The sequence below is a fragment of the Microcella indica genome (assembly GCF_013414345.1).
GTDB classification, from domain to species: Bacteria; Actinomycetota; Actinomycetes; order Actinomycetales; family Microbacteriaceae; genus Microcella; species Microcella indica.
Genome location: NZ_CP058670.1, coordinates 865158 through 882633, shown reverse-complemented (window position 1 = coordinate 882633; position 17476 = coordinate 865158). Strand labels below are relative to the sequence as shown.

At 72.3% G+C, this 17476-nt stretch carries 17 protein-coding genes; 13 read left to right on the top strand and 4 right to left on the bottom strand.

Annotated elements, in window-relative coordinates:
• Positions 1–173: 173 nt before the first annotated feature.
• From HUJ41_RS04365 to HUJ41_RS04325, 9 genes are all read left to right on the top strand, one after another.
• Complete coding sequence (locus tag HUJ41_RS04365) at positions 174–701, top strand: RNA polymerase sigma factor (RefSeq protein ID WP_179873504.1); 528 nt, start codon at positions 174–176, stop codon at positions 699–701.
• The gene (locus tag HUJ41_RS04360) at positions 688–1491 is read left to right on the top strand and encodes a hypothetical protein (protein ID WP_179873503.1); all 804 of its coding nucleotides are present in this window, start codon (positions 688–690) and stop codon (positions 1489–1491) included. The genes HUJ41_RS04365 and HUJ41_RS04360 overlap by 14 nt, the downstream gene beginning before the upstream one ends.
• 127 nt (positions 1492–1618) lie before the next feature.
• Complete coding sequence (locus tag HUJ41_RS04355) at positions 1619–3613, top strand: TPM domain-containing protein (RefSeq protein ID WP_179873502.1); 1995 nt, start codon at positions 1619–1621, stop codon at positions 3611–3613.
• A gap of 55 nt (positions 3614–3668) precedes the next feature.
• On the top strand, positions 3669–4403 hold the full coding sequence (locus tag HUJ41_RS04350) for a PspA/IM30 family protein (protein WP_179873501.1): 735 nt from the start codon (positions 3669–3671) through the stop codon (positions 4401–4403).
• Complete coding sequence (locus HUJ41_RS04345; protein ID WP_348531844.1) at positions 4396–5481, top strand: acyltransferase family protein; 1086 nt, start codon at positions 4396–4398, stop codon at positions 5479–5481. Before HUJ41_RS04350 ends, HUJ41_RS04345 begins: the two co-directional genes overlap by 8 nt.
• A gap of 4 nt (positions 5482–5485) precedes the next feature.
• A complete protein-coding gene (locus HUJ41_RS04340; protein ID WP_179873499.1) occupies positions 5486–6286 on the top strand; it encodes an arginase family protein in 801 nt (266 codons plus the stop codon).
• Between the two features lie 27 nt (positions 6287–6313).
• Positions 6314–7099, top strand: coding sequence for a crotonase/enoyl-CoA hydratase family protein (locus HUJ41_RS04335; RefSeq protein WP_179873498.1), 786 nt, complete (start codon positions 6314–6316; stop codon positions 7097–7099).
• Positions 7100–7103: 4 nt separating this feature from the next.
• Complete coding sequence (locus tag HUJ41_RS04330; RefSeq protein WP_246299318.1) at positions 7104–8585, top strand: dihydrolipoyl dehydrogenase family protein; 1482 nt, start codon at positions 7104–7106, stop codon at positions 8583–8585.
• A gap of 3 nt (positions 8586–8588) precedes the next feature.
• Positions 8589–9083 (top strand): hypothetical protein, encoded by a 495-nt coding sequence (locus HUJ41_RS04325; protein WP_179873496.1) that lies wholly within the window; start codon positions 8589–8591, stop codon positions 9081–9083.
• Here HUJ41_RS04325 and HUJ41_RS04320 read toward each other — a convergent pair.
• A complete protein-coding gene (locus tag HUJ41_RS04320) occupies positions 8989–10419 on the bottom strand; it encodes an amidase (protein WP_179873495.1) in 1431 nt (476 codons plus the stop codon). The two genes, HUJ41_RS04325 and HUJ41_RS04320, sit on opposite strands and share 95 nt — an antisense overlap.
• A 169-nt stretch (positions 10420–10588) precedes the next feature.
• Here HUJ41_RS04320 and HUJ41_RS04315 point away from each other — a divergent pair, with 169 nt between their 5' ends.
• Positions 10589–11224, top strand: a complete 636-nt coding sequence (locus HUJ41_RS04315) for a hypothetical protein (RefSeq protein WP_152583475.1) — start codon at positions 10589–10591, stop codon at positions 11222–11224.
• 16 nt (positions 11225–11240) lie between these two features.
• Here HUJ41_RS04315 and HUJ41_RS04310 read toward each other — a convergent pair whose 3' ends face one another.
• Together HUJ41_RS04310 and HUJ41_RS04305 are read right to left on the bottom strand one after the other, a co-directional pair.
• Positions 11241–11852, bottom strand: coding sequence for a GNAT family N-acetyltransferase (locus HUJ41_RS04310; RefSeq protein ID WP_179873494.1), 612 nt, complete (start codon positions 11850–11852; stop codon positions 11241–11243).
• Positions 11853–11861: 9 nt separating this feature from the next.
• Positions 11862–12545: a uracil-DNA glycosylase gene (locus HUJ41_RS04305; RefSeq protein ID WP_179873493.1), complete on the bottom strand. Its 684-nt coding sequence runs from the start codon at positions 12543–12545 to the stop codon at positions 11862–11864.
• 58 nt (positions 12546–12603) lie between these two features.
• Here HUJ41_RS04305 and HUJ41_RS04300 point away from each other — a divergent pair, with 58 nt between their 5' ends.
• Positions 12604–14100, top strand: coding sequence for an MFS transporter (locus HUJ41_RS04300; RefSeq protein ID WP_179873492.1), 1497 nt, complete (start codon positions 12604–12606; stop codon positions 14098–14100).
• Here HUJ41_RS04300 and HUJ41_RS04295 read toward each other — a convergent pair.
• Positions 14057–14860 (bottom strand): SDR family oxidoreductase, encoded by an 804-nt coding sequence (locus tag HUJ41_RS04295; protein WP_179873491.1) that lies wholly within the window; start codon positions 14858–14860, stop codon positions 14057–14059. The genes HUJ41_RS04300 and HUJ41_RS04295 overlap by 44 nt on opposite strands.
• Before the next feature lie 43 nt (positions 14861–14903).
• On the opposite strand from HUJ41_RS04295, the gene HUJ41_RS04290 reads away from it, so the two are divergent.
• Positions 14904–16079 (top strand): acyltransferase family protein, encoded by a 1176-nt coding sequence (locus tag HUJ41_RS04290; RefSeq protein WP_179873490.1) that lies wholly within the window; start codon positions 14904–14906, stop codon positions 16077–16079.
• 56 nt (positions 16080–16135) lie between these two features.
• Positions 16136–17452, top strand: a complete 1317-nt coding sequence (locus HUJ41_RS04285; RefSeq protein WP_179873489.1) for a bifunctional o-acetylhomoserine/o-acetylserine sulfhydrylase — start codon at positions 16136–16138, stop codon at positions 17450–17452.
• Positions 17453–17476: the final 24 nt, after the last annotated feature.

The window sequence follows — 17476 nt, the reverse complement described above, 5'->3', positions numbered from 1 at the left end:
CGGGGGTGGATCGGCGTCCGGGCACAGCGTGCCAGGGATTCGCTCGCGCGGATAGAGCCGGGGCGCAGACTGCTCGCGCCTCACCCCAACGCTCACCGCGCGATGAGCGTCTGAGAGGGTAGGGGCGCACGACGGCGCCGCGCGCCAGGATCGTGCGGGATCGGGAGGCACACGTGCAGGAGACGGCTCGGGCCGGCTGGGAGGGCGTGCTCGAAGCGCTCGTCGCCGAGCGCGGCGACGCCCTCGTGCGCTACGCCTACCTGCTGTGCGGCGACCCTGACGACGCGGCCGACCTCGTGCAATCGGGCCTCGTGGCGACCTTCGGCCGCCTGCGCAACGGCTTCGCGCTCGAGCGTGCCGAGTCGTACGTGCGCCGGGCGATCGCCTCGGCCTACCTCGATCGGGGTCGGCGCGCGACGCGCTGGCGGCGGATCGCCCACCTCCAGGCGCGCCCCGAGAGCGTCGACTCGTCAGACCGCACTGTCGACCTGCACCTCGACGTGCGGGCCCAGCTCGACGCGCTGAGCCCCCGCGAGCGCGCCTGCATCGTGCTGCGCTACTACGAGGACCTCAAGGTCGACGACATCGCCGATCGCCTCGGCATCAGCGCTGGCGCGGTGAAGCGGTACCTCAGCGACGCGCACGCGAAGCTCGCCGACGCGCTCGCACGCCACGAAGGAGACGTGTATGACCCCGCATGATGACCTCGCGGCACGCCTCGCCGAGGAGGCGGAGCGCTCGGCCCCGCACCCCCGCTTCGACGTCGACTCCCTCGTGCGCCGCAGCCGGGCGCGACGCCGCCCCGCCCTTCTCGGTGCCGGAGTGCTCGCCACCGTCGTGATCGTCGGCATCGGTGGGCTCGGGATCGGCGCGCTCAGCGGACTGGTGCCGAACGATTTCACTGCGGCAGACAGCGCCTCGACCGCGGAGGAGTCTGCGATCGAGCAGGGTGGCGCCGATGACACGGGCGGGGGCACGATGGCCGAGGGGGAGTCCGCACTCGAACCCGACTGGCTGCAGAACCGCTGCGGTGCGGCGCCCATCACGCCCGCCGATGTTCCCGACATCGACGTGCGGCTGGAGGTCGACTTCCCCACCGCCGCCCCCACCGGCACCGGGGCGATCGCTGGCACCGTGCGCATCACCAACACCGGGGAGGACCCGGTGAGCGGACTCCTCTCGGCAACGCCCGCGATCACCCTCGCCTCGCAGGGCGTGACGGTCTGGCACACCTCGGTGCGGTCCGACCGCGGCCCCCAGGCGATCGCGCTCGACCCCGGTGAGTCTCGAACTGTCGATGCCGAGCTGCGCGCGCTCGACTGCACGACCGGTGACGAGGGCCGAGGAGGTGACGAGGATCTCGATCCACTGCGACCCGGCGAGTACGCCGTGTCGGCCGTCCTCGACATCACTCTTGATGACGACTCCGCGGCACGCGTGCCCCTGGTCTCCGAGCCCGAACCCCTCCGGCTCATCGAGCCGACGGGCTAACGGAGGCGCCGGCCACGCACGATGTCTCGACACCGCGCCACACTCGATGGCTAGAATCACGGCACCAGCCGAGAGAGACGGTGCGATGCACGCGCAATCGATCAGGACACGCCCGACCATGCCGACGATGACGCGGCGACGCACCCCCGCCTCCCTTCTGCTCGCCGCGCTCCTCGGGGGCTCGCTCCTCGTCGGCGCCGGCCCCGCTCACGCCGCCGAGCCCCTCGACATCGGCGGCGCCTACGTGCTCGACGAGGCCGGCGTGCTCGGCGACGACGCACCGCGCGTCGAGGCGGCCCTCGAGAGCCTCGTCGACGAGATCGGCGCGCCCCTCGTCGTCGTCATCGTCGACACGTTCGAGGCGCCGCAGAACGGCGCCGAGTGGGCCGACGCCGCAGCGATCGCCTCGGGCCTCGGCGAGCGGGATGCCCTGCTCGCGATCGCCGTGCAGGATCGCTCATTCGGTATCTCGCCAGGGCTCGACTTCCCGGTGAGCGACGACGCCCTCGCGAGTGCGGAGGCCGAGGCGCTCATCCCCGCGCTCCGCGACGACCGCTGGGCGGACGCGATCGTCGACTACGCCGAACGGCTCGCCTCGCCGGGCGGCTCACTGCTCCCCCTCCTCATCGGCGCCCTCGTCGTCGCCGTCGTCATCGTCATCGCCGTCCTGGTCGTGCGCTCGCGTCGGCGCGGCGCGAGCGCGACGCGCGCGCCCGAGAAGCAGTCCCTCGAGCAGCTCGACCAGTCGGCGTCGCGTCGGCTCGTGGAGCTCGATGACGCGCTCGCGACGAGCGAGCAGGAGCTCGGATTCGCCGAGGCGCAGTTCGGCGCCGAGCCCACGGCGGGCTTCCGCGACGCCCTCACCCGCGCACGCGCGCTCGTCACCGAGGCGTTCCGAGCGCGCGGCGCGCTCGAGGACGCGACCGTCGAGGCGGGCCCGCGACGCGAGGCTCTGCTGAGCATCATCGCCCAGTGCGACGAGGCGGACGCTCTGCTCGCGGCCCAGGAGGACGCCTTCGAGGCGCTGCGCGAGGTCGAGCAAGACCTCTCGGGCTCGATCACGACGGCCCGCGGTGCCCTCGACGCGGCCGCCTCGGCCGTCGAGGCGGCGACGGCGACCCTCGATCGGCTCCGCGAGGAGTACGCGGCGAGCGCCATGAGCGATATCGCGGATGCTCCCGAGCAGCTGCCGCGGCTGCTGCAGCTCGCCGAGGCCGAGCTGCAGGCGGCCCTCGCCGCCCACGAGCGCCAGGAGCCCTCCGCGGCGGCGGTCGAGGTGCGCTCTGCCCAGCTCGTCCTCGCCCAGCTGCACAGCACGGCAGCGGCGGTGGACCGCCGAGCGGCCGAGCTCGGCGAAGCACGGTCGGCGGTCGCCGATCAGCGCTCCGACCTCGCCTCGGGTATCGAGGCCGCCCGTGCGATCCCGTCGACCTCCGCGGGCTCCCCCGAGCTCACGGCGGCGGTCGCCGTCGCGCAGTCCGCCCTCGACGCGGTCGACGACCGTGACCCGGTCGCGACTCTCACGCGCCTCGTGGCCGCGGATCGGGCACTCGATGCCGAGCTCGCCGACGCGCGCGAGGAGTCAGAGCGCCGAGCTGCCGCTGAGGCCGCCCTCGAGCGCACGCTCGCCTCCACGCGCAGTGCGATCCTCAGCGCGGCAGAGTACATCGCCTCCCACCGCGGCGCCGTCGACGCGAGTGCTCGCGCCCGCCTCGCCGAGGCGCAAGCGCAGCTCGACGTGGCTCTCGACGCGCGCGCGAGCGACCCGGTCTCCGCTCTCGAGACCGCGCAGGGCGCCCATGATCTCGCCCGACGCGCCCTCGAGGCAGCGGAACGCGACGTGCGCGGGGCCCTCGAACCGCGAGGAGCCATCGGTGGCCTGAACGGATCAGGCTCGTCCGGCGGAGGCGGCGCGCTCGTCGGAGGGCTGCTCGGCGGTCTCCTCGGCTCGGGCGGCGCACCCTCCCGCCCGCGCTTCGGCTCCTCGGGCTCGCGACGCTCGTCCAGCTCCCGCTCCTCGGGGTCGGCCGCCCGTTCGACGTCGCGATCCTCCACGCGCTCCGCACGCCCGACCCGCTCCTCCCGTTCCCGCTCCGGCCGCAGCCGCGGCGGCCGCTTCTGACCCCGCACCACCGACGCTCTCCTTGGAACATCCCCACAGAAAGGCACCACTCGTCATGACCAAGCAGTCCATCTTCGGCCGCATCGCGCAGCTCGCGAAGGCCAACATCAACGCCCTGCTCGATTCCGCGGAGGACCCGCAGAAGATGCTCGACCAGATGGTGCGCGACTACACCGCGAGCATCCAGGAGGCCGAGGCGGCGATCGCGCAGACCATCGGCAACCTGCGCCTGCTCGAGCAGGACTACGCCGAGGACGTCGCCTCGGCGCAGGACTGGGGCCGCAAAGCCGTCGCCGCGAGCGCCAAGGCCGACGAGCTGCGCGAGGGCGGCAACACCGCTGACGCCGACAAGTTCGACAACCTCGCGAAGGTCGCGCTCGGCAAGCAGCTTGCGGCCGAGTCGCAGGCGAAGGCCGCCGAGCCCACGATCGCCTCGCAGACCGAGGTCGTCGAGAAGCTCAAGAGCGGGCTCGAGGGCATGAAGGGCAAGCTCGGCGAGCTGCGCGCCAAGCGCGACCAGCTCGTCGCGCGCTCGAAGATCGCCGACGCGCAGTCGCAAGTCCTCGACGCCGTGAAGAGCATCGACATCCTCGACCCGACGAGCGAGCTCGGCCGCTTCGAGGAGAAGATCCGCCGCGAGGAGGCGAAGGTGCTCGGCCAGCAGGAGCTCGCCTCATCGAGCCTCGACGCGCAGTTCGAGGCGCTCGAGGACGTCGGCGTGCAGGCCGAGGTCGACGCGCGGCTCGCCGCGCTCAAGCAGGGCAACGCCCCGCAGGCGATCGATCAGTAGAGCATCCGACGTCGCCGTCCCCGATCGCACCCGCGGCGGGGACGGCGCTCGATGGCACGGCGTCGATGCGGCGCGCGGGCTGGCGATCATCGGCATGATCGCCGCGCACGCGTGGCCGCGGCAGGATGACGGCGAGCTGCTCGTCGACGGGCGCCCCTCGGTGCTGTTCGTCGTCGTCGCGGGTGTCGCCCTGGGTCTCGTGACCGCGCGCGCCGCCCAGCCGAGCGCGCCCGCGGATGGGCGGAGGGAGCAGCGCATCCGCCTGCTCGTGCGCGCGGCGATCCTGCTCGTGATCGGCCTGCTGCTCTGGATGCTCCCCAGCGGTATCGCGATCATCCTCGACTACTACGGGGTGCTGTTCGTGCTCGCCCTGCCGCTGCTGTTCGCGGCGCGGTGGCTGCTCGCCATCATGAGCCTCGCACTGCTCGTCGCCGCGCCACTCGCCCGTGACGCGCTCGTGACGGCGGGGGTGCCCGGCGAGAGCCCGCTCGAACCCGTCGTCGACTACCTGTTCACGGGCTACTATCCCGCCGTGCTGTGGCTGCCGCTCGTGGGTCTCGGTCTGCTCGCGACGCGCTCGGGGCTCGATCGCGCTCGCACGCGCGCCGTTCTCATCGGCGGAGGCGCCACCGCCGTGCTCGGCGGCTACGGTGCCGCTGCCCTCCTGCCGGGCATCTCGGCCGAGGCGCACAGCGGCACGACCGCCGAGCTCATCGGCTCGGGCGGTCTCGCGTTCGCGATCATCGGGCTGCTGCTCGTCGTGCTCGACCCCGGCACGCCGTCGCGGTCGCGACGCGTCGCGCTCGCCCCGCTCACCGCACTCGGTCGCGTCGCCCTCACGGTCTACGTCGGCCAGGTCATCGTCATCGCGGCCCTCGCCGGGCTCGGGCCCGCGGGGCGCTTCACGAGCCCGGTCGGGGAGACCCTCGTGGTCGTGCTCGTCGTGGCGGGCATCCTGTTCGGTCTTGCGTGCTCGGCGCTCGGGCGCCGTGGACCGCTCGAAGCACTCCTCGGCTCCGCAGCCACCGCTGTCGGCCGCGCGGCGCTACCGCCCGCGCCGCCCACGGTGCGAGACTGACGGCATGGCCGCTCGCTTCCTCGTCGTCCCGCAGTGGCAGGGCTCCGGCTCCGACCGCGCCATGCGCCTCGTGGAAGGGGCCGAGGCGATCCTCGCCGACCTGCCCGCCGGCGCGACCGAGCGCGTGGAGGTGCCGCTCGAGGCCGGCGACCACGAGGGCACGGGCATCCACCGCTGGAGCTCGATCCGCCTCGTGCGCGAGCGCCTCGGCCGCGCCCTCGCCGAGCACGAGCCGCCCGTCATCGTCGTCGGCGGCGACTGCGGCGTCGAGTACGCGAGCATCGACGCGGTCGCCGCTCGTGCACGACCCGTGCTGCTGTGGGCCGACGCGCACGCCGACCTCAACTCGCCCGAGACCTCCCCGAGCGGCGCGTTCCACGGCATGGTGCTGCGCGCGCTCCTCGACGACGGCGTCGTGGCGCCCGAGGACGTTCTGCTGCTGGGCGTGCGCGACCTCGACGACGCGGAGGCGGACGCGATCGAGCGGGTCGGCCTGCGCCGAGTAACCGCTGACGAGGTGGCCGATGCGGTCGCGGAGCGCGCGAGCGACGGAGCGGATGCCCTGCTCTACCTGCACGTCGACCTCGACGTTCTCGACCCCGGCGTCTTCGCGGGCGTCGGCTTCCCCGCCCCGTTCGGGCTCGGGCTCGGGGAGTTGTGCGACGCCCTGCGGGCGGCGCGCGGCGCGCTGCCGCTCGGCGGTGCAGGGTTGTGCGAGTACGCCCCGCCCGAGGGAGCGCGCGATGACGAGGCGGGCGACGACAGCGCCGCCATCCTGCGGATCATCGGCGCTTTCACCCGCTGAGCGCCCTGCCTCAGTACCCTGGCGTGCATGACTGAGAAGCGCGTCACCGTCGACCGCGACGGCCCCCTCCTGCTCATCGGCCTCAACCGCCCCGAGAAGCGCAACGCCGCCGATGTCGCGATGCTCGAGCAGCTCGCGCTCGCCTACGGCGAGCTCGACCGCGACGACGAGGCCCGCGTCGGGGTCGTCTACGCGCACGGCGACCACTTCACGGGAGGTCTCGACCTCGCCGACGTGGCCCCCCGCATCGGGCCCGAGGGCCTCTCGATGGTGCCCGAGGGCGGCATTCATCCCTGGGGCATGGACGGCTCACGCGTGAGCAAGCCCGTCGTTCTCGCCGTGCAGGGCACGTGCCTCACCCTCGGCGTCGAGCTCGCTCTCGCCTCCGACATCACGATCGCGGCCTCCGACACCGTGTTCGCTCAGCTCGAGGTGGCGCGGGCGATCCTGCCCTTCGGCGGGGCGACGACCCGGTTCGCCGCGACGGCCGGCTGGGGCGACGCGATGCGTTGGATGCTCACGGGCGACCGCTTCGACGCCGCCGAGGCGCACCGCATGGGTCTCGTGCAGGAGGTCGTCGAGCCGGGCCAGCAGCTCGAGCGAGCGCGCGAACTCGCCGAGCGCATTGCCGCCCAGGCGCCGCTCGCCGTGCAGGCGACTCTCGCCAACGCCCGCCTCGCCGTGCGCGAAGGAGCCGCGGCAGCGGAGGCGCGTCTGCCGCACGAGCTCGTGCGGCTCGCGCAGACGGAGGATGCACGTATCGGCATGCAGGCCTTCCTCACCCGCACCGACCCCGCGTTCGTGGGGCGGTAGAGGCGTGGTGTCGACAGCGGCCGTGGACGGCAACCAGAACGAGCCAGAGTCGTACGACGTGGTCGTGATCGGCGCCGGAGCCGTGGGCGAGAACGTCGCCGACCGCGCCGTGCAGGGCGGCCTGAGCGTGCTCATCGTCGAGAGCGAGCTCGTCGGCGGCGAGTGCTCGTACTGGGCGTGCATGCCCTCCAAGGCACTCTTGCGCTCCGGCAGCGTGCTGCGCGCGGCGCACGCCGTGGGCGGTGCGCGCGAAGCCGTCACGGGCAGGCTCGACACCGCCGCCGTGCTCGCGCGGCGCGACACGTTCACGAGCCACTGGGACGACAGCGGCCAGGTGCGGTGGCTCGAGAAGGCGGGCATCGAGCTCGCCCGTGGCCGGGCTCGGCTCGACGGCGACCGCCGCGTCATCATCACGGGGGACGACGGCGATCAGCGCACCGTGCTCGCCCGCCACGCGGTCGCGATCTGCACGGGCAGCGAGGCCGCGGTGCCGCCCATCGACGGCCTCGCGGAGGCGAGCCCGTGGACCTCCCGCGAGATCACGAGCACCGAGACCGTGCCAGACCGGCTCGCGATCATCGGCGGCGGGGTCGTCGGCTGCGAGATGGCGACCGCGTTCACCTCGCTCGGCAGTCGCGTGACGCTCCTCAGCCGCGGGCGGCTGCTCTCCGGCGTCGAGGAGTTCGCAGGTGATGCCGTCGCCGAGCGTCTGCGCGCGGACGGCGCCGAGGTGCTCATCGGCACGACGCCCGAGCGCGTCGACCGGCTCGCCGACGGCACCGTGCGCCTCGCGCTACCCGAGGGCCGCGAGCTCGTCGTCGACGAGGTCGTCGTCGCCACCGGCCGCCGGGCCGCCACGCACGACCTCGGGCTCGAGACGGTCGGGCTCGCCCCCGGCGAGTGGATCGACGTCGACGACACCCTGCGCGCCCTCGACGCCGACGGGCGCGCGAGCGAGTGGCTCTACGCCGTGGGAGACGTCAACCACCGTGCGCTCCTCACGCACCAGGGCAAGTATCAGGCGCGCGCCGCGGGCGACGGGATGGCGGCGCGCGCGAGCGGAGCATCCCGCCAGGAGGCCGCGTGGGGCGCGCACGTCGCGACCGCCGACCACGCCGCCGTACCCCAGGTGACGTTCACGGCGCCCGAGGTCGCGAGCGTCGGCCTCACTCTCGCCGAGGCGACCGAGCGCGGACTGCACGTGCGCGCCGTCGACTACGAGCTCGGGTACGTCGCCGGCGCGAGCGTGCACGCCGACGACTACCGCGGCACCGCCCGCATGGTCGTCGACGAGGACCGCCGCGTGATCGTGGGGTTCACGATCGTGGGCGACGACGTCGCCGAGCTGCTGCACGCCGCGACGATCGCCGTCGTCGGCGAGGTCACCCTCGACCGACTGTGGCACGCCGTGCCCTCCTACCCGACCATGAGCGAGATCTGGCTGCGGCTGCTCGAGCAGTACGGCCGCGCGAGCGCGACGGGCTAGCCCGTGCGGTTCGTGCGTGCCGTGTTCGCGCTGCCCGGGTACTGGCTCGCGACCGCGCTCGCCCTCGTCTGGGGCGCACCGCTCGCGCGATTCCACGTCGCGCGCCACGGCGACCTGCTCGTGTGCGCGGGACTGCCGCGGTGGGCCTTCGGTCGGGGCGGCACGACCATCGGCGCCGTGTACCTCACGCACGGCAGCGTGGGCGAGGCCGTGCTGCGGCACGAGGCCGTGCACCGGCAGCAGTGGCGGCGGTACGGCCTCGCGTTCATCGTGCTGTACGTCGCGGCGGGCCGCGACCCGCTGCGCAACCGCTTCGAGATCGAGGCAGGGCTCGAGGATGGCGGCTACCGCCGCCGCGCTGCCACCGCGGCGCCTTCCGGTGCGGCGCCCACCGCAGCGCCGCCTACCACTGCGGCGGGTGCAGACGCTCCGGATGCGCCCGCTCCCACTGCGCCCCCAGCGCGAGAAGATCGGCCTCCCCGCCCGGGCGCCCGATGAGCTGCACGCCCATGGGCACGCCCGGCACCTCGGAGTCGGCACCCGTGAGGCCGATCGGCAGAGTGAGCGCGGGCAGCCCGGCGACGTTGACGAAGCTCGTCCACGGCGTGTACTGCACCTGCTGCGCGAAGTTGCGCTCCGGGTCCTGCGCGTCGAACCAGCCGAGGGGGCGGGGCGTCATCGCGAGCGCGGGCGTGACCACGATGTCGACCGTGCCGAGATGGCGGATAACGCGGCGCTCGAACCCCGTGAGCCAGGCGAGCGCCTCCGCGAGCGCCGTAGCGGGCAGCGCCCGGCCCTGGCCGACGAGCCACGCTGTGAGCGGCTCGAGCAGGGCGAGCTCCTCGTCCGTCCGGGCGGGGATGCCCGCGGCCCCCGCCATCCACACCGTGCGGAAGTGCCGGGCGTAGTCGGGCTCGGCGGGCAGCGTGAGATCGTCCACGCCGTGGCCGAGGCGCTCGAAGCCCGCGATGGCCGTCGTGAGGGCATCCCGAGCCTCGGGAGCGATCGTGATGTCGGTGAAGCCCTCCCAGGGCGTGCTCGTCATGACGCCGAGCTGGAACCGCCCCTCGCCGCGCACGGCGGCGCCGAGGAAGGGGCCGTCGTGCGGGGACGGCGCGCGCGTCGCGAACTCCCACGGTGCCGCGGAGACGAGCGCGTCCAGCATGAGCGCGGCGTCCGCGACCGTGCGGGCGAGGGGACCGGGCACGACGAGGCCGGCGGGCCGGTCGAGACCGCTGCCGGCGGGGATGCGCCCGCGAGACGGCTTGAGGCCGACGAGGCCGCACGCGGCGGCGGGAATGCGGATGCTCCCTCCCCCGTCGGAGCCCGGGGCGAAGGGCAACAGTCCGGCCGCGACCGCGACCGCCGCCCCGCCGCTCGATCCACCGGCGCCACGATCGAGCGCGAAGGGGGTGCGCGCGGGAGGTGCCACGAGGCTCTCGGTGTAGGAGGGCAGACCGAACTCGGGCGCCGCCGTGGCGCCCAGGCTGATCGCACCGGCATCGTCGAGGTGGCGCACGAGCTCGTCGGACTGCTCGGGAACGTGCTCGGCGAACAGGCGCGAACCGAAGGTCGTGCGCTGGCCCGCGCGCGGCACGAGCTCCTTGTCGGCGATCGGCAGACCCCAGAGCGGCGCCGTGCGGGGAACCTCCCGCACCACGCGCTGCGCGGCCTCCCGAGCGCGCTGCGCCTCCACGACGGTGAACGCCCCGACATCGTCGTTGATCCGCTCGATGCGCGCGAGGTAGTGCTCGACGAGGTCGCGGGGCTCGAGACGGCCCTCGTGCAGCCACTGCCACTGCTCGAGCGCGGTCAGATGGTGGAGTTCGAACACGCCGTCGAGCCTACGCGGGGCGGCTTCGTATCGATTGCGCAACGAACGCGGGATGCCCCGCCCTGCACCCCCGATCGGAGCACTCATGGCACAGCTCGGCTGATAGATTCTCGCCCATCAGCCCGGCACCACCGAGGCCCCGGCACCACCGAGAACCGCAAGGAGATCCATGCTCGAGCGACGCCCCCTCTTGCGCCACCGCGTGCTGAGCGGCGCCGCCGCCCTCGTGCTGGTTGCGGGCCTCAGCGCGTGCGCCGCCGAGGAGGAGCCGGTCGACGAGCCCGAGGTCGTGCCCACCGAGACGTCGGAGCCCGAGCCGGAGCCGACGACCGAGCCCGAGCCGGAGGCCTTCGCCCTGCCCGCGGACTGCACGGAGATCTTCCCGCAGGAGCGACTCGACAACCTCGAGGGCCAGAACCTCGTGCTGCGCGGTGGCCCCGGCAGCACGGAGGGCAACGACGTCTTCGTCGACCCCACCCCCGAGCAGCGGGTGGGCGGCATCAGCTGCATCTGGGCGAACCCCGATGGTGAGATCGCCGACCTGCTCATCAGCGTCGCACCGCTGACCCCGTCGACGCGCGCCGGCGTGGTCGACGACCTCACAGCGCAGGGTCTCAACGAGAGCACCCTCGAGGACGGCACGATCACCTACGGCCTGCTCGGCGACGAGCAGGGTGCCCCCGCCATCTACAACGAGGTGCGCATCGACAGCTGGATCTCGGTCATCAGCGCCTTCGGCGGTCAGGTCTTCTACGACGAGGCCGTGGTGTTCGTCGAGGAGATTCGCGGCGAGGTCTACCAGTAGCGCGGTCGGCGGGCGCTCAACGGCGTGCGTCCGCCGGCTGGCTCTTCGACGGCCCGAGCGACTTCTGCAGCAGCACGATGCCCAGCCAACGGTCGAACTTGTAGCCCACGCGCCCCATGGCGCCGGTCTGGCGGAAGCCGAACTTCTCGTGCAGTCGAATCGACGCGTCCGCGCCTCGGTCGGCGATCACCGCGATGATCTCCTTGACTCCCGCCTCGCGGGAGCGCTCCATCAGCTCCTCGAGAAGTGCCGTGCCGAGCCCCTTGCCGGTCGAGGCCGGCCCGAGGTAGATGGAGTTCTCGACGGTGTAGCGGTACGCCGCCTTCTCCTTCCACGGGTAGACGTAGGCGAAGCCGAGCACCTGGTCGGTCGGTGACACCGCCACGATGAAGGGGTACCCGAGCTTCTGCACGTGCGCGAACTTCGCGCGCAGGCCGCGCAGAGTCCAGCTCTTCTCATCGAAGGTCACGGTGCTGTTGGCGACGTAGTGGTTGTAGATCTCGCGGATGTACGGAAGGTCTGCCTCCGTCGCGGGTCGCACGCTGAAGCTGAAGGTCGGCTCGGGCGGCGGTGAGGGGCGCAAGTGGCGCGGCAATCGCCGACGCGGTTGGTACTCCTCCTCCAGCACGCTCCCAGCCTACGACGGCAGGTGCCAGTCGATGCCCGGGGAACCCTGGGAGTCGAGAAGCTCGTTGACGCGACTGAAGGGGCGCGACCCGAAGAACCCGGCGTGCGCCGAGAGGGGGCTCGGGTGCGCGGTCGCGACGATCGGGATGCCGTCGAGCGCCGGCGCGAGCGACTGGGCCTGCCGCCCCCAGAGCACCGCGACGAGGGGGCCGCCGCGCTCGACGAGCGACCGCACCGCGTGCTCGGTGACCTCCTCCCACCCACGACCGCGATGCGAGCCGCTCGCACCCGCGCGCACGGTGAGCACGCGGTTGAGCAGCAGCACGCCCTGGCTCTGCCACGCCGAGAGGTCGCCATGCTCGGCGGGCGTCACCCCGAGGTCGTCGTGCAGCTCGCGGTAGATGTTCGCGAGGCTGCGCGGCAGAGGCCGCACCGAGCGCTCGACGGCGAAGCTCAGGCCGATCGGGTGGCCGGGCGTCGGGTACGGGTCCTGGCCGACGACGAGCACGCGCACCTCGGCGCGCGGCGCGGTGAACGCCCGCAGCACGGCGGGCCCCGCCGGCAGGTACGGACGACCCGCGGCGACCTCGGCCCGCAGCCATTGCCCGAGCTCCTCGATGCGACCGGCGACAGGGGCGAGAGCATCCGCCCAGTCGGCCGCCACGAGGTCGCTCAGCGGTCGGGGCGTGCTCATCCGATCACGCTAGCGGGCCGGGCGCCGACCTGAGGATGCCGCACGCTAGCATCGCGGAATGGCACAGCTGCTGCGCGGACGGTCTGGGGCGATCACTCTCGGGCTCGTGGGATACCTGTTCTTCGTCGAGTTCGTGAGTGGAGTGCTGCAGGGGTACTACATTCCGCTCATCCCCGACATCGTCGAGTATCTGGGCATCCGCGACCCCGACTTCAACTGGTTCGAGGCCGCGCAGCTGCTGCTGAGCGCCCTCGTCGTGCCGATCCTCGCCAAGCTCGGCGACATGATCGGGCACAAGAAGGTGCTGCTGCTCTCGACCGTGCTCACGGCGGGAGCCAGCTGGTGGCTCGTGTTCGCGGCCGACTTCTGGAGCTTCCTCTTCGCGTGGGCGCTGCAGGGCTTCTATGTCGTGTGGCTACCGCTCGAGGTCGCCCTCATCTTCGACCGTGGCCGCAGCGAGAAGCGTGGCGCCTCGCAGACCCGTCGCGCTGCCGGGTTCCTCGTCGTCGCCCTCGAGGCGGGCGCCATCGCGGGAGCCCTCGGCGGCGGTCGCTTCTTCGAAGCGGTCGGCGGCAACGTCCCGCTCGCGCTGTCGGTGCCCGCCGCGGCGACGACGGTCGCGTTCTTCGCGATCCTCTTCGGCGTGCCCGAGTCGACGCCCATCCCCGGTCGACGCCTCGACACCGTCGGCTTCGTGCTGCTCACGATCGCGCTGCTGACCATCACGAGCGGCCTGACCTTCCTGCGCATCAACGGGCCGGAGGCCTGGTGGGTCTACCTCCTCATGGCCGTCGGGGTCCTGCTGCTCCTCCCCTTCGGCCGCTGGGTGCTGCGCCACCCCGACCCGGCGATCGACCTGCGCGTGCTGCGCCAGCCGTCGATGTGGCCCATCCAGCTCGTCGCGGGGCTGCTCGGCATCAGCATCCTCGGCGCCCAGGCCCCTCTGAGCCTGTACGCGGGCACTGACCCCGTCGTCGGATACGGCCTGGGGCTGTCTTCCTCGGCGATCTCGAACATCATCGGCGCGTATCTCATCGCCATGATCGTCGGGGCGCTGCTCTTCCCCGTGCTGTCGAACCGCACGACCCCGCGCATCGCGCTCATCGTGGGCACGACCTTCATCGCCGTCGGCTACCTCATGTTCCTGCCCTTCAACGCGACGCCCCTGCAGGTGACCCTCAACATGGTCGTCGCCGGCATCGGGTCGGGTGCGCTCGTCGCCGCTCTCCCCGCAGCCGCCTCCGCCGCCGCGCCGCTCGGCCAGACCGGCATCGCCGCGGGCCTCACCAACACGACGAAGACGATCGGCGGTTCCTTCGCCTCCGCGATCTTCGCCGTCGTGCTCATCTACGCGGGCGGCCAGGCTGCTCTCGAGACCGTGGGAACCTACGCGGGCTACCTCACGGTGTTCGCCATCTGCGGCGGCACGGCGCTCGTGAGCGCGATCCTGCTTCTCGCCGTGCCGAAGCTCGCCTTCAGCGACGAGGTCGTCGCGGGCGAGGCAGCGCCGGTCACTCCCGCGGCGCCTCGCGCGGCCGCAGCGGACCCCGAATGAGCTTGTGCTGCGCGGCCTGCGCGACCGGGCGCATCGTGATCTCGTCGAGATTGATGTGGCCGGGCAGGGCGAGGGACTGCGCGATGACGAGGGCGACATCGTCGGCCGTCAGGGGATGCTCGACCCCCTCGTAGAGCGCCGCAGCACGCTCGGCGTCGCCGCCGAGTCGGTGCAGAGTGAACTCGTCGGTGCGCACCATGCCCGGGGCCACCTGCATGACCCGGATCGGCTCGCCCGCGAGCTCGAGACGCAGGGTGTCCATGAGCGCCCGCAGGCCGAACTTCGAGGCCGCGTAGCCTCCGCCGCCCTCGTAGGCGCGCCGACCGGCCGTGGAGGTCACGGCGATCACATCGGCGAACCCTCGCTCGAGGGCTCCCTCGCGCAGCAGCGGCAGCAGGGCGGCGGCGACGCGCTGGGCTCCGAGCACGTTGACCTCGAACATGCGCGCCCAGTCCGCGGGGTCCGCCTCCTCGACGGGGTCGACGCCGATCGCGAGGCCGGCGTTGAGCACGAGCGCGTCGAGCGGCTGACCCGTCGCCGCGATGTCGTCCGCGAGCGCGGCCCGCAGTGCGACCACGTCGTCCTCGCGCGTGACGTCGACGACCCGCACCGAGCATCCGGTCTCCTCCGCGAGCGCCGCGAGGCGGTCCTCTCGGCGGGCCACGGCGAGCACCGACCAGCCCGCGTCGCGCAGGCGGCGCACCGTCGCGGCGCCGATGCCCGAGCTCGCCCCCGTGATGACTGCGCGTCTGCTGTGCATGCGCCTACGGTACTCCGAGCGGGGCGGCGTACCCTTCCTGCCCATGGGGGCTTCATCGACCGCGACCTCGCGCGTGCCCGTCTGGGACAACGCGCGGTTCGTCGCCATCACGTTCGTCGTCGTCGGGCACGGCATTCAGAGGTTCACCTACGACTCCGATGCCGGGCTCGTCGCGTACCTGTTCATCTACGCGTTCCACATGCCGCTCTTCGCGATCATCAGCGGCTACTTCTCGAAGTCGGGGCCGCCGACGGCTCGCCAGATGCGGCGCGTCATCACGGACATCATCGTGCCGTACGTCATCTTCGAGTCGATCTGGACTCTCCTGCACTACGTCGTCGAGGGGCGCGTCGCGGTCAACCCGACGACGCCGTCGTGGACGCTGTGGTTCCTGCTCGCGCTCGGCATCTTCCGGTTGATCCTGCCCTACCTCGCGCTGCTGCGCTGGCCCCTCCTGTGGGCCGTGATCGCCTCGATCGGGGTCGGCTACTTCTCGAACGTCGACTCGACGTTCTCGCTCTCCCGCGCCATCGGCATCCTTCCCTTCTTCGTGCTCGGCTGGAAGCTGCGTGAGTGGGACGTCGTCGAGAGATGGCGGTTCGCCGAGGCTCCTGCCGCGCTCGTGCGCATGGGCGCCCTCGCCGTGCTCGCCATCTGGGCGGCCGTCCTGTGGGCCTTCATCGACGTGTGGCGCGCGACCGACCTGCGCTTCTGGTTCTTCTACGACGACTCCTACGACGGGCTCGGCGAGAACCAGTGGTGGGCGGGTGCTGTGCGCCTGAGCCTGCTCGCGCTCGCGGTGCTGCTCTCGGCGTGCGTCTTCGTTCTCGTGCCGCGCCGTCGCCTCGTCATCACGCCGCTCGGACAGGCGACCATGTACGTCTACCTGCTGCACTCCTTCGCGCTCTACCCGATCCGGGAGTCGGGCATCATCGGCGACGAGATCACCGGCTGGCCGTGGCTGCTCGTCATGACCGTGATCTCCGTCGGCATCTCCTTCGCCCTCGCGAGCCCTTGGGTGCGGTGGGCGACACGCCCCCTCGTCGAGCCGCGCCCGCGCTGGCTGCTCCACCGGGAGATCGACACGACGACGGGCCCCATGCGGCTCGGTCCTTCGCGCACCGACCCCACCGGGTCGCGACGGGGCCGAGCGCACCGCAGGTTACGGCGTGTGTCGGGGCCCGTTGACCGCGGGCGCGCGTGGCCGTACCGTCACTGACACGTAGCGCTGACACGTCGCGTCGGCACGTACCGCAGACCCGAGGGAGCTCCACCATGTCCGACACCTGGAAGTTCGAAACGCAGCAGATTCACGCGGGGGCGCAGCCCGACCCGGTGACGAACGCGCGAGCGACCCCGGTCTACCGCACGACGGCGTACGTCTTCAACGACGCCGAGCACGCCAAGAACCTCTTCGCACTCGCCGAGTTCGGCAACATCTACACGCGCATCCAGAACCCCACGCAGGATGTCGCCGAGCAGCGCATCGCCGCCCTCGAGGGCGGCACCGCGGCGCTCCTGCTGTCCTCCGGCCAGTCCGCGACCACCTACGCGGTGCTCAACATCGCGAACGCCGGCGACCACATCGTCTCCTCCTCGAGCGTCTACGGCGGCACCTACAACCTCTTCACGTACACGCTCGCGAAGCTCGGCATCGAGGTCACCTTCGTGGAGGACCAGGACGACGCGGAGGCATGGCGCGCGGCGATCCGCCCGAACACGAAGCTTCTCTTCGGCGAGACGGTCGGCAACCCCAAGGTCAACATCCTCGACATCGAGAAGGTCGCCGGCGTCGCCCACGAGGCCGGCTTGCCGCTCATCGTCGACAACACCATCGCGACCCCGTACCTCATTCGCCCCCTCGAGCACGGCGCCGACATCGTCGTGCACTCGGCGACGAAGTTCCTCGGCGGTCACGGCACCGTCATCGGCGGGTTCATCGTCGACGGCGGCAAGTTCGCGTGGTCGAAAAACGTCGAGAGGTTCCCCGGTCTGACCGAGCCCGACCCCTCGTACCACGGTGCGAGCTACACGGGCGTGCTCGGAGACGGCATCGCGTACATCATCAAGGCGCGCGTGCAGCTGCTGCGCGACATCGGGTCGGCCATCTCCCCCGACAACGCCTGGCAGCTCATTCAGGGCATCGAGACGCTCAGCCTGCGCATCGAGCGCCACGTGCAGAACGCTCAGGCGGTGGCCGAATGGCTCGAGAAGCACGACGATGTTGCGACGGTCGACTACTCGGGCCTCGCGTCGAGCCCCTGGTACGAGGCCGGCCAGAAGTACGCCCCGAAGGGCGTCGGCGCGGTGCTCTCCTTCGAGCTCAAGGGCGGCGTTGACGCGGGCCGCGCGCTCGTCGACAGCGTGAGCCTGTTCAGCCACGTCGCCAACATCGGCGACGTGCGCAGCCTCATCATTCACCCGGCCTCGACGACGCACTCGCAGCTCACGCCCGAGCAGCAGCTCTCCGCGGGCGTCACTCCGGGCCTCGTACGCCTCTCCGTGGGGCTCGAGAACCTGGACGACATCATCGCCGACCTCGAGTCGGGATTCGCGGCCGCCCGCGCCGTCTCGGCGGCGAGCGCCCGCTAGCAGCACCCCGTTTCGCACCGCGCC

What these genes read in the sequence shown, in the direction of transcription:
- HUJ41_RS04360 (WP_179873503.1), top strand. Translation starts at nt 688, where the DNA reads ATGACCCCGCATGATGACCTCGCGGCACGCCTCGCCGAGGAGGCGGAG.
- HUJ41_RS04355 (WP_179873502.1), top strand. Translation starts at nt 1,619, where the DNA reads ATGACGCGGCGACGCACCCCCGCCTCCCTTCTGCTCGCCGCGCTCCTC.
- HUJ41_RS04350 (WP_179873501.1), top strand. Translation starts at nt 3,669, where the DNA reads ATGACCAAGCAGTCCATCTTCGGCCGCATCGCGCAGCTCGCGAAGGCC.
- HUJ41_RS04340 (WP_179873499.1), top strand. Translation starts at nt 5,486, where the DNA reads ATGGCCGCTCGCTTCCTCGTCGTCCCGCAGTGGCAGGGCTCCGGCTCC.
- HUJ41_RS04335 (WP_179873498.1), top strand. Translation starts at nt 6,314, where the DNA reads ATGACTGAGAAGCGCGTCACCGTCGACCGCGACGGCCCCCTCCTGCTC.
- HUJ41_RS04315 (WP_152583475.1), top strand. Translation starts at nt 10,589, where the DNA reads ATGCTCGAGCGACGCCCCCTCTTGCGCCACCGCGTGCTGAGCGGCGCC.
- HUJ41_RS04305 (WP_179873493.1), bottom strand. Translation starts at nt 12,545, where the DNA reads ATGAGCACGCCCCGACCGCTGAGCGACCTCGTGGCGGCCGACTGGGCG.
- HUJ41_RS04300 (WP_179873492.1), top strand. Translation starts at nt 12,604, where the DNA reads ATGGCACAGCTGCTGCGCGGACGGTCTGGGGCGATCACTCTCGGGCTC.
- HUJ41_RS04295 (WP_179873491.1), bottom strand. Translation starts at nt 14,860, where the DNA reads ATGCACAGCAGACGCGCAGTCATCACGGGGGCGAGCTCGGGCATCGGC.
- HUJ41_RS04290 (WP_179873490.1), top strand. Translation starts at nt 14,904, where the DNA reads ATGGGGGCTTCATCGACCGCGACCTCGCGCGTGCCCGTCTGGGACAAC.
- HUJ41_RS04285 (WP_179873489.1), top strand. Translation starts at nt 16,136, where the DNA reads ATGTCCGACACCTGGAAGTTCGAAACGCAGCAGATTCACGCGGGGGCG.